The 10129-nt window shown below is 72.7% G+C and carries 8 protein-coding genes; 2 read left to right on the forward strand and 6 right to left on the reverse strand.

What is annotated here, in order from left to right:
• Positions 1-45: 45 nt before the first annotated feature.
• From pulA to GA0070564_RS11080, 6 genes are all read right to left on the reverse strand, one after another.
• Positions 46-5544 (reverse strand): pullulanase-type alpha-1,6-glucosidase, encoded by a 5499-nt coding sequence (pulA, locus tag GA0070564_RS11055; RefSeq protein WP_091606837.1) that lies wholly within the window; start codon positions 5542-5544, stop codon positions 46-48.
• Positions 5545-5699: 155 nt separating this feature from the next.
• Positions 5700-6437: a cellulose binding domain-containing protein gene (locus tag GA0070564_RS11060; protein ID WP_091606841.1), complete on the reverse strand. Its 738-nt coding sequence runs from the start codon at positions 6435-6437 to the stop codon at positions 5700-5702.
• Between the two features lie 93 nt (positions 6438-6530).
• Positions 6531-7232 carry a hypothetical protein gene (locus GA0070564_RS11065; protein WP_091606844.1) on the reverse strand — a complete coding sequence of 234 codons (702 nt, stop codon included), beginning with the start codon at positions 7230-7232 and terminating at the stop codon, positions 6531-6533.
• A gap of 133 nt (positions 7233-7365) precedes the next feature.
• Positions 7366-7770 carry a hypothetical protein gene (locus GA0070564_RS11070; protein WP_091606848.1) on the reverse strand — a complete coding sequence of 135 codons (405 nt, stop codon included), beginning with the start codon at positions 7768-7770 and terminating at the stop codon, positions 7366-7368.
• Positions 7771-7782: 12 nt separating this feature from the next.
• Positions 7783-8169, reverse strand: coding sequence for a hypothetical protein (locus GA0070564_RS11075; RefSeq protein WP_091606852.1), 387 nt, complete (start codon positions 8167-8169; stop codon positions 7783-7785).
• A 37-nt stretch (positions 8170-8206) separates the two neighbouring features.
• On the reverse strand, positions 8207-8869 hold the full coding sequence (locus GA0070564_RS11080) for a hypothetical protein (protein ID WP_091606856.1): 663 nt from the start codon (positions 8867-8869) through the stop codon (positions 8207-8209).
• A 45-nt stretch (positions 8870-8914) separates the two neighbouring features.
• Here GA0070564_RS11080 and GA0070564_RS11085 point away from each other — a divergent pair, with 45 nt between their 5' ends.
• Positions 8915-9106, forward strand: coding sequence for a hypothetical protein (locus GA0070564_RS11085; protein WP_091606860.1), 192 nt, complete (start codon positions 8915-8917; stop codon positions 9104-9106).
• Positions 9107-9590: 484 nt separating this feature from the next.
• Positions 9591-10129 (forward strand): C39 family peptidase (locus GA0070564_RS11090; protein WP_091606863.1); only part of this gene is annotated, 539 nt, incomplete at its 3' end.

Consider the following 10129-nt stretch of genomic DNA (forward strand, 5'->3'; position numbering starts at 1 on the left):
GGCTCCCTCCACCGAGGTGGAGGGAGCCGGTTCACCTGTCCGGCGTCACCGCTGGACGAAGACCGCCACGCTGCGCCCCGGCACGGTGAACGTGCCGCTGGCGCGGTTGAAGGACGCCGACCGCAGCGCCTCGTCGGCCGAGTTCCGCAGCACCGGGTGCAGCGTCACGTCGGCCCCGCGCAGCCTGGCGACCTGCTGCGTCGCCGCCTGCGGGGTCGAGTTGAAGACCACGGTCACCGACTTCCACCTCCCACCGAGCCCACGGGCGTCGAGGGTCATGGTCAGCACGCCCGGGGTCTCCTTCTCACCGGAGAGCAGGAACGCGACCCGCCGCTGCACCTGGTCGGCGGTGGCCAACCCGAACACCGGCGAGGACTCCCGGATCCGCAGCAGCTCCGCGTACCGGGCGTCGGCCAGGTTGATCGCGGCGCAGTCCGGCACCAGCTTCGGATCGGCCAGCAGCGGCTTCGCGTACGACCACTTGTCCTGGTTGTCCTGCGCCGGCGGGAGACCGGCGCCGAAGCCGTTGCCCTGGGCGCAGTCCCAGCGGATCTGGTTGAACCAGTCACCGGAGTTGAACGAGTTGCGGTCCAGCGACTTCGAGCGCAGCCGCTCGGAGCCCGCCGCCACGAAACCGGTCCCCTGGCCGAGCGCGGTGGTGGACAGGGCCAGCACCTGCATCCGGGCCCGGTCCGCCGCGGACGTGCCCTGCGGCAGCTTGTACGCCAGCGCGTCGAACAGGATCTCGTTGTCGTGCGCGTCGACGTACGTGACCGCCTCGCCCGGCGCGGCCGTGTAGCCGGCCGGCGCCCCGTTGTAGTCCACCTGGGCGCCGGTGACCTGCTTGCCGGCGCTGTCGGTGAACCGGTAGCCGCGCAGGTTGCCGGTCAGCCCGACCTTGATCAGGTCCTGGTAGTGCAGCAGCCGGGCCTTCTGCTCGGCGGCCGAGCCGTTGACCGGGTCACCGTTGGGGTCGCTGAACAGGCCGGAGGCGAAGCCCTGCACCCGCGGGTTGCCGTCGAACGGGCCACCGCCGCGGACCGCGTCGCGGAGCCGGTCGTTGAAGGTGCCGATCCCGGTGCCGGCCATGTTGGCCTGGGTGGCCTGCACGAACCGGGCGTCGTTGGCGACCTCGCCGAAGTTCCAACCCTCGCCGTACAGCAGGATCTTCTTCCCGTCGACGCCGTCGCGGGCGAGCGTCAGCTGGTCCAGCGCGGCGCGGACGGCCAGGATGTTCGCCTTCGGGTGGTGCCCCATCAGGTCGAAGCGGAAGCCGTCCACCTTGTACGCCTTGGCCCAGGTGACCAGGGAGTCCACCACGAGCTTGCCCATCATGGCGTGCTCGGGGGCGGTGTTGGCGCAGCAGGTCGAGTTGGCGACGCTGCCGTCCTCCAGCAGCCGGTGGTAGTAGCCCGGCACCACCTGGTCGAGCACCGACTTTCCGTCGGTGCCGGCGGCCGAGGTGTGGTTGTAGACGACGTCCATCACCACGCGCAGGCCGGCCTGGTTGACCCCGGCGACCATCTGGCGGAACTCGGTGGTCCGCTTCGCGCCGTTCGGGTCGACGGCGTAGCCGCCCTCCGGCACGGTGTAGTGCAGCGGGTCGTACCCCCAGTTGTAGCCGTCGGACTCCGCGACCGCGGCGACGCACTTCTGCTGCTGGTCGGAGTCCGGCGGCAGCTTGGCCAGGTCGCAGTCCGGCTGGGCCTGCTCGGCCCGCCGCTCGGGGATGGTGGCGAAGTCGAACGCCGGCAGCAGGTGCAGGTAGTTCACCCCCGCGTCGCCGAGCGCCTTGAGGTGCTTCATCCCGGCCGTGCGCGGGTCGGTGAAGGCGAGGTAGGTGCCCCGCCGCTCGACCGGCACGGTGTCGTCGGCGATGGAGAAGTCCCGCACCGACAGCTCGGAGATCTGCGCCTTCGCGGCCGGCGCCGCGGCCGGCTTGCGCAGCGCCGCCCAGCCGGCCGGCGCGAGGGCCGGGTCGGTCAGGTCGACGATCTGGCTGTGCGTCGAGTTCGGCGCCAGCGCCACCGAGTACGGGTCGGTCACCGACGCGGTGACCACCTTCTGTGCGGCCGGCTGCCACGCCCGCACCTGGTAGCGGTAGTACTTCCCGGCCCAGTCCCGCATGCCGCGCACCGACCAGACGCCGGTGCGGTCGTCGCGGCGCATCGCCACCGTCCGCGGCTGCGCCGTCGGGGAGTCGAAGAGCTCCAGCGCGACGGTCCGGGCGGTCGGCGCCCACACCGACAGGGTGGGCACCCTGCCGGCGAAGGTGGGGCCGAGCTTCACGTCGGTGGCCCGGCGGTACACGTCGTCGAGCACGCCGGGGATCTGCACCCCGGTCGCGCCGAGCAGTTTGCCCTCGGCGTCGCGCTCGGTGACCACCAGCTGCCCACGCAGCGCCGCCGGCACCTTGCCCAGGTCGGCCCGGTCCAGCGAGAAGGCCTGGTAGGACCAGAGGTGCGGGTAGGCCGCGCGCTGGGCCTCGGTGAGCCCGTTGCGCTGCGCCCGCAACGGCAGCGTCGTGTACGTCCCGGACAGCTCGCCGTCGGCGACGGTCAGGCCGCCGTCCGGGGCGACCGCGAGGGCGTACCGCTTGCCGTCGGTGGGCCCGGTCGGCCAGGCGATGGTGGACCGGTCGATCCACTGCGCCTTCTGCTTGGCGATGTCGACGTCCTTGGCCACCCCGGTGGTGCTGGCGGGCAGCAACCGGCCCGGGACCCCGCCGAGCAGCCACACCTCACGGCCGGCGGCGGCGAAGTCCAACCGCTGGTCGTCAGGCTGATCCTTGGCGTCACCGTTGTGGATGATGTAGTTCAGCCCGGTCGCCCCGGCGGCCAGCGGCACCCGGAACACGGCGCCGAAGGAGTCGATCTTCTCCGGCTTGAGCGGGCTGGACCAGTCGGTCGGGTTGGCGGCGCCGTCCCAGAGGTGCAGGCCCCAGCCGTCGTAGTTGCCGTCGGCCTTGCGCCAGTGGATGACGGCGGTGCCCTCCGCGACGGCCGGGTCGGGCTCGCCGGTGGCGGCCTGCCGGGTCGGGTAGAGCGTCGGGTCGCCCTGCTTGACCCAGACCTCGCCGGTCTGCGTCACGTCGATGGTGCGGTCGTTGGCGACGTCCTTGTTCCCGTCCTTGTCGACCACCAGGAAGCCGACCGACTTGGCGCCCGGCTTCAGCTTCACCCAGGCGAACCGGCCGTAGGAGTCCTCACCGGCGAACGGCTGCCCCTTGGGCCAGTCGGTGGCGTACGCCGGGTCGATGTCGCCCCAGGCGTACAGGCCCCAGTCGTCGTAGCCACCGGCCGGGCGCTGGTAGTGCACGACCGCCCAGTCCCGGGAGGCCCCCTGGGCGGGGGTGCCGACCACACCGGTGGTGCGGGCGGTGGAGATCCGGCCCTTGCCGTCGCGGACCACGGCCTTGTACTCCACCTTCGTGCCGCCGGCCAGGCCGGTCAGGTCGTGGTGGACGGTGTACGGGGCGGTGTCGGCCCGGCCGAGCAGCGTCCAACGGCCGCCCTCGGGGCGGGCCGCGAAGGTGACCGTGGCCAGCGGGTCGCCGGTCACCTGGGCGGTGACGGCGATCTTGGTGGCGACCGGGGCGTCACCCGGCTCGGTCAGCGTGACCTGCGGGGCCGCACCGGCCTGTGGGATCGCCCGGCCGGCCTTGAGCACGACCGCCGACATGGCGGGCACGGTCAGGGCGAGCTTGCCGTCCGCGCCCGCGGCGGTGGCGGCCGCGCCGCCGTACACGCCGGTGAAGGTGGTGCCGGCCGACCAGGTGTCCACCGTGACAGTCTGCGGGCTGTCGGCGTTGTTCACCGCGGCGACGTACTCGACGCGGTCGGAGGGCAGCACGCGGGAGACGGCGAAGACGCCGGGGCCGTCGGCGGCGTACCGGGTGACCTGGACGCCGTCGCGCAGCGCCGGGTTGGCCTTGCGCAGCCTGCCCAGCTCGGCGATGGTGCGGTAGAGCGGGTGCGTGGTGTCGTACTGGTCGACGGCGTGGGTGCGGGTGGTGCCGATCAGGTCGTCGTCGAGGTAGTCCGCCGTCTTCGAGGCGAACATGTCCTGCCGGGCGTCCTTGTCGCCGCCGGGGCCGGTGAAGCCCTGCTCGTCGCCGGAGTAGACGACGGGCTGGCCACGGGTGAGGAACATCAGCTGGTGGGCGAGCTGGTCGCGGCGCAGCTGGCTGGCGTCGTCACCGCCGTTCGCGGCGATGAACGAGCCGATCCGGCCCATGTCGTGGTTGCCGAGGAAGGTGGTCAGTCGGCCCGCGTCGGTGTCCCGGGCGGCGTAGAGCGAGTCCTTGGCGTACACGTCGGCGAGCGCCTCGGCCGAGCCGTTCGCGGCGGTGTAGCCGCGCGCGGCCTCCTGGAAGGAGAAGTCCAGGGTGGCCGGCAGGCCGCCGCGCCGCACGTAGGTCGACTCGATCTCCTGGTCGGCGCTGTAGACCTCGCCGAACATGAAGAAGTCCTTCTTGCCGGCCTTCTCGGCCGCCCGCTCGATGCCCCGGCTGAACTGCGGCCAGAAGTCGAGGTTGGCGTGCTTGACCGTGTCGAGCCGGAAGCCGTCGACGCCGGTGCCGCCGATCCAGTCGCCGTAGACCTTGGTCAGGCCGCGGACCACCTCGGGACGCTCGGTCCACAGGTCGTCCAGGCCGAAGAAGTCGCCGTACTCGCTGTTCTCGCCCGCGAAGGTCGAGTCACCGCGGTTGTGGTACATGGTCACGTCGTTGAGCCAGCCCGGCACCTTGACCTTCGCGTCACCGGCGTTGTCGAACACCGGCGTGTACGGGAAGGAGGTCCTGTCGACCTTCGGGAACGCCCGGCTGCCGTCGGCGTAGTTGCGGTCCTCGAAGGCCCGCCCCTGCGCGTCGGTGTACGGCGAGGTCTTCTTGTCGATGTACGCGTACTTGTCCTCGGCGTACTTGATGACGTCGGCGGTGTGGTTGACGATGACGTCGAGGTAGACCTTGATGCCCCGCTGGTGGGCCAGCTTGACCAGCTTCTTCAGCTCCTCGTTCGTGCCGAAGTGCGGGTCGACCTGGGTGAAGTCGGTGATCCAGTAACCGTGGTAGCCGGCGGATACGTCCGCGCCGGTGCCCTGCACGGGCCGGTTTTTGAAGATCGGGGCGAGCCAGATGGCGGTGGTGCCCAGTCCCTGGACGTAGTCCAGCTTGTCGATCAGGCCCTTGAGGTCGCCGCCGTGGTAGAAGCCCTTGTCCTCGGGGTCCAGTCCGGTGCGCAGCCGGTCACCGGTGAGGCCACCCCGGTCGTTGCGCGGGTCGCCGTTGGCGAACCGGTCGGGCAGGACGAAGTAGAACTGCTCGGCGCGCGCGGTGTTGTCGGCGGCCTTGAGCAGGATCTCGGGGGACGGCTCGGTACGCCACTGCGGCGCGCCCGCGGCGGCCAGCGGATCGGTGACGGCGGTGCGCTCGATGGCGTCGGCGCTGAGCTGGTTGACGGCGACGGGGACGCCGACGAGGGCGAGGGTGAGGGCGGAGACCAAGGCGAGCAGTGCCTTGTGCGTTATCGGCGGGGGTTTCATCGACGGCCTTCCTCTGGTCGTGATTCGCCCGCACGCTAGCTCTTGCCGAAACATTCTGCAATACCTTGCAAACGGAGTCGCAACAAAGCAATGCTCTTGCGAAACGAACCGTTGCTCCGGAGGTCGCCCGCCGTCGCCGAGGGTGAGCGCGGGACCTAACCGCCGGTGCAGGCAGCGCCGTCGGTGCTGCATCCGCTCGGGCTGGTCGCTCCCCCGGTCCGTTCGAAGTGGAACCGCAACGGCACCGAGGCGCCGGAGGCCAGGTCCTCGCCGCTGGTGAAGGTCCAGGTGTCACCGGACCGGCTGACCCCGCCCTGCGGCGCCCCCTCGATCCAGGCGGTCACCAGCTCGCCCACCGGGAACGTCAGCCGCACCGTCCAGGCCCGCGGCTCCCCGGCCGCGTTGCTGACCAGCACCTCGCCGATGAAGGCGTCGTCGAACGTCTCGAGCACCTGGTACCGCCCGGTCACCGCGGGCGGTGCGGGCGGCGGGGCCGACGCCGCAGGCGTCGACGGGGGTGCCGGGGTGGTGGTCGGCGGGGCGTCACCGGCGGCGCCGCCGGTCGCCGGCGGGAGCGGGGTCGCGGTCCGCACCACCGGGGGCACGCTGGAGCGCGGGGAGAGCCGAGGCAGCGCCGCCGGGGGCGGCGTGGCGGAAGCGCCGGTGCGAGAGGGGGACGGCGGGCCGGAATCCGCCGACGACGGGGGCAGCTCCGGCAACGGCATCGTGGCGTCCGCCCCCGGCAACGCCGCGCCCGGCGCCCGCCCCCGGTACGCCCCCAGGGCGACCAGCAGCAGCACCACCATCACGACCACGCCGATCGACACCAGCACCCACGGCGAGGAGCTGACCACCGTGGCGACACCGGAGCGGACCCGACGCGTCCCGGACATCTGTCCTCCTCAGTGGCCTGTCCGGAGAGACTAGCGATGATCGGCTATGTCGGGAAGCGCCCGACCCGTCCACCGTCCCGGCCGGCCGCGCGGTCAGCCGATCGTGCAGGCCGTGCCGTCGACGGTGCACCGCCCGGGCTGGTCACCCGTGCCGTTGCGGAGGAAGCGGACCGTCACCGTGGTGGCCTGTCCGGCGCCGAGCGTGCCGGTGCCACGCACCACGTACCCGCCACCGCCGGAACCGACCGTGGCGCCGCCGGAGAGCACCTCGGCCCGCTTGACGTTGCCGGCGAAGCTCAGCTCCACCTGCCACTGCCGGGCCTCGGCGGATCCGTTGTCCAGGCCCAGCGCCGCGTCGAAGGAGTCCCGGTCGGTGGCGACCACCTGGTAGCGGGCGGTCAGCCGGCCGGACGCCGAACCGAGCACCACGGGGGGCGCCTCGGACGCCGAGGGGCTGACGGCCGACGGCGAGACGCCGGGGGTAGCCGACGGGCTCGGCGACGCCGACGGTGACGGGCTCGCCTCCGGTGACCTGGTCGCCCGCACCGCGACCACCGGGTCGTCCCCGGTCGGGCTGGGGGCGGCCGAGGACGGCGAGGCGGGCAGCGTCGGCAGGTACAGCGGCGGGGCCGGTGGAGGCACGGCCTGGTGCTCCGTGCCCCGGAACGACAGCATCGCGAAGACCAGCAACGCCGCCAGCAGACCGGCGCCCACGAGCACGACCAGCCACGGCACGGACGTCAGCATGGCCGGCACGGATCGCGCCCCCGGTCGCGCGGCGATCCGGTCGTCCATCACATTCCCCCTCGTCGACGCCGACGGGCAGCGTAGCGAGCGACGCCGACACCTCCGAGCCGGCCCGCTCGTCCGGCCGGACGGCCGGTGGTGTGGGAAGCACGGGGACAGGTCACGGCCGGCGCGGCACCTGTCAGTCCCGCCGGCCGCTGAACACCGTGCGCCAGAGCAGCAGGGTCGCGCCGACAGCGTAGAGCGAGATCGCGAGCAGCACTCCGAACACGACGTAGGCGGCCGGATTGCCGTCCGCCCGGGTCAGCAGGACCGTCGAACCGACCGCGAGCATGCCGAACGCCAGCACGATCACCATCCCGCGCAACCGCAGGCCACGGCGACCCGCCACCGGCCGGGCCAGCCCCGGCCCGCCGTGCGCGCCGCGCAGCGACCGGCGTACGGACAGCACCGCGCCGATCGCGCCGACCAGGGCGATCCCCGTCGTCGGCCAGGAACGGGCGGCGGCGGACACCACCACCCCGGCGACGCAGGCGGCGGTCAGCATCACCCGGGACCACAACGGCCCCTCGTCCCGCCCGGCCACGGCCGCGCCCGGTCAGCCGCGGACGACCGTGCAGATGACCGGGCCCTCGGGGGTGCTGCGCAGCAGGTAGCGGTAGTGCTCCCCGGGCACCGCACGCCCCTGGCTGTCGAGGAACTCCCACTCGACCGCGACCATCGTCAGCGCCGCGGAGACCGGCTGCACGTCGTCGATCACCGCGTTCGCCGCGACCAGCTCACGCTCCTGGTAGTCCGGGGCGGCGCCCACGAAGGACAGCGCCACCGCCGCCGGCGAGGTGAACGAGAAGCTGTAGGTGTCGGCGACCACCAGCCCGGGCAGCGCGTAGCAGGCGGCCACGCCGGCCACGTCCCCGGCGGTCAGCGCCACGCCGTACCGGTCGAAGAATTCGGTCAACGTGTCGAGATCGGTGGAAGCCTTCACAGTCGACACAGTTGCCGCCCGCCGACCTCGGCAAACCTCAACGCGCCGGTATGCGTACCTCGATCTCGGCGCCGAGCCGGGCCTCCCCGGTGAGCCCGAGATCGTCCCCGCTCCAGAAGCGTCCCGGGTCGTACCAGTTGGGCCGCCGGCCGGCCGGCAGCAACCCCATCGCCTCGTAGGTCACCGCCACCACCTCGGCGCAGTACGCCTTCTCCAGGGTGCGGTCCGACCCGGCGGCGGCGGGGCGTTCCCGGCCGGGCACCCTCGGCAGCCGGACGGTGGGCACCCGGCCCCGCGCCCAACGCCAGGCGAGCTGGGCGGTGGACGGGAACGGGGTGCCGTCGAGGCGGGCGACCGTGCGCAGCACCGCCTGTTCCATCTCCGGGTCGGCCGGCGGCTCCAGCTGGCGCAGCCAGGCGCGCTGGCCGTACCGGTTGGCCCAGACGCAGACCGCGTCCCGCAGGTCGTGCAGCTGTACGCCGCGCTGGTGGGTGCCGGACCACATGTCCGGCAACGACCGGCCCAGCTCGGCGTGCCACATCAACGGCGGCATGTCGTCCAGCACGACCGCCATGCCGACGTGGTTGACCGGGCTGTTCGTGGTCAACTGGATGGCCCGGTCGGGCACGCTGCGGCCCCGGAAGACCCACACGTCCCCGGTACGGGTCAGCTCGACCGCCTCGTCCAGGCTGATGCTCATGCCGTCGCCTCGCTGCACTGGCTCATGAGCGACTACCCTAAGCCGATGCGGCAGGGGATGCGGTGGTGGAAGGTGCTCGGACTGGCCGGCCTGGCCGGGGTCGCGGCGTCCGGTGTGGTCATGGCGCGCGCGGAGCGACGCCGCCGGGCGTACACGCCGGAGGAGATCCGGGCGCGGCTGCGGGACCGCCACGCCCAGGCCACCGCCGTCACCACCCCGGCCGACGACCCCGCCTGACCCCCGGCGGCTGCCCCGTCCGCACCGCCCGGACAGGCGTCTCCAGGCCCGTTCGGCATCCATGGGGTTCCACTCACGCCTGTCGCCGCCGACACGCGTGGGCGAAATGTCGGGCTGACGTGTTCCGGGTGTCGGGTTTGTGAGCGGCGTCCCGTGGCCCGCGGCACTCGGGGGGCGGAATCCCGGGCGGGGCCGGGGCGTTGTACCTGGCATACCGCGGCCACTCCCCGCCCGTCGACCCTGGTCAAGGCCCGGCGGAATGCCGGCGAGAGCCGCACCGTTACACCCCCCGGACCGCGAAGCACCGGTCCCCGGCAGAGCCGACGGGAATCATCCCCGGCCACCGGTCGTTACACCCCCGGGTCACCCGAGCAGCCACCCCCGTGAGCGCCGGACCGACCCCCTCAAGACTTTCCCCCTCGCGCGGCCGCACCGCACCCCCCTGCCCGCGCCGCGCACACCCCCAACGCAGAGGAGCACCCCCATGCGTACCGACATCCTGCGCAAGACCGTCCTGACCGCCACCGGCGTCATCGCCACCGCCGGCGGCATCGCCGGCCCCGCCATCGCCGCCCACGCCGCCCCCACCACCAAGCCGGCCGCCCAGGTCCAGACCGACCGCAAGGGCCACAGCGAGCGCGAGCTCAACGTCCGCTACCAGGCGCAGCCCAACTTCTACTACTGTGGCCCGGCCGCGACCCGTAACGCCCTGTCGGTGCAGGGCAAGGACATCAACGTGGACGCGATGGCCAGGGAGATGGGCACCACCGAGGACGGCACCAACAGCATCAACGACATCACCCCGGTGCTGAACAAGGAGACCGGTAAGGACGTCTACCGGTCGGTGGAGATCAAGGATCGTAAGGCCGACGACAAGCAGACCGACAAGCTGCGCGCCGACGTCGTGGAGACCGTCGACGGCGGTCGGGCCGTGGTGGCGAACATCGCCGGCACCGCGGTCGACACCGACGGCAACACCCACTCCTTCGAGGGCGGGCACTACATCAGCGTCGTGGGCTACCG

Origin of the sequence: Micromonospora mirobrigensis (assembly GCF_900091555.1) — a bacterium.
GTDB lineage: Bacteria > Actinomycetota > Actinomycetes > Mycobacteriales > Micromonosporaceae > Micromonospora > Micromonospora mirobrigensis.

What these genes read in the sequence shown, in the direction of transcription:
- pulA (WP_091606837.1), bottom strand. Translation starts at nt 5,544, where the DNA reads ATGAAACCCCCGCCGATAACGCACAAGGCACTGCTCGCCTTGGTCTCC.
- GA0070564_RS11060 (WP_091606841.1), bottom strand. Translation starts at nt 6,437, where the DNA reads ATGTCCGGGACGCGTCGGGTCCGCTCCGGTGTCGCCACGGTGGTCAGC.
- GA0070564_RS11065 (WP_091606844.1), bottom strand. Translation starts at nt 7,232, where the DNA reads ATGGACGACCGGATCGCCGCGCGACCGGGGGCGCGATCCGTGCCGGCC.
- GA0070564_RS11080 (WP_091606856.1), bottom strand. Translation starts at nt 8,869, where the DNA reads ATGAGCATCAGCCTGGACGAGGCGGTCGAGCTGACCCGTACCGGGGAC.
- GA0070564_RS11085 (WP_091606860.1), top strand. Translation starts at nt 8,915, where the DNA reads ATGCGGCAGGGGATGCGGTGGTGGAAGGTGCTCGGACTGGCCGGCCTG.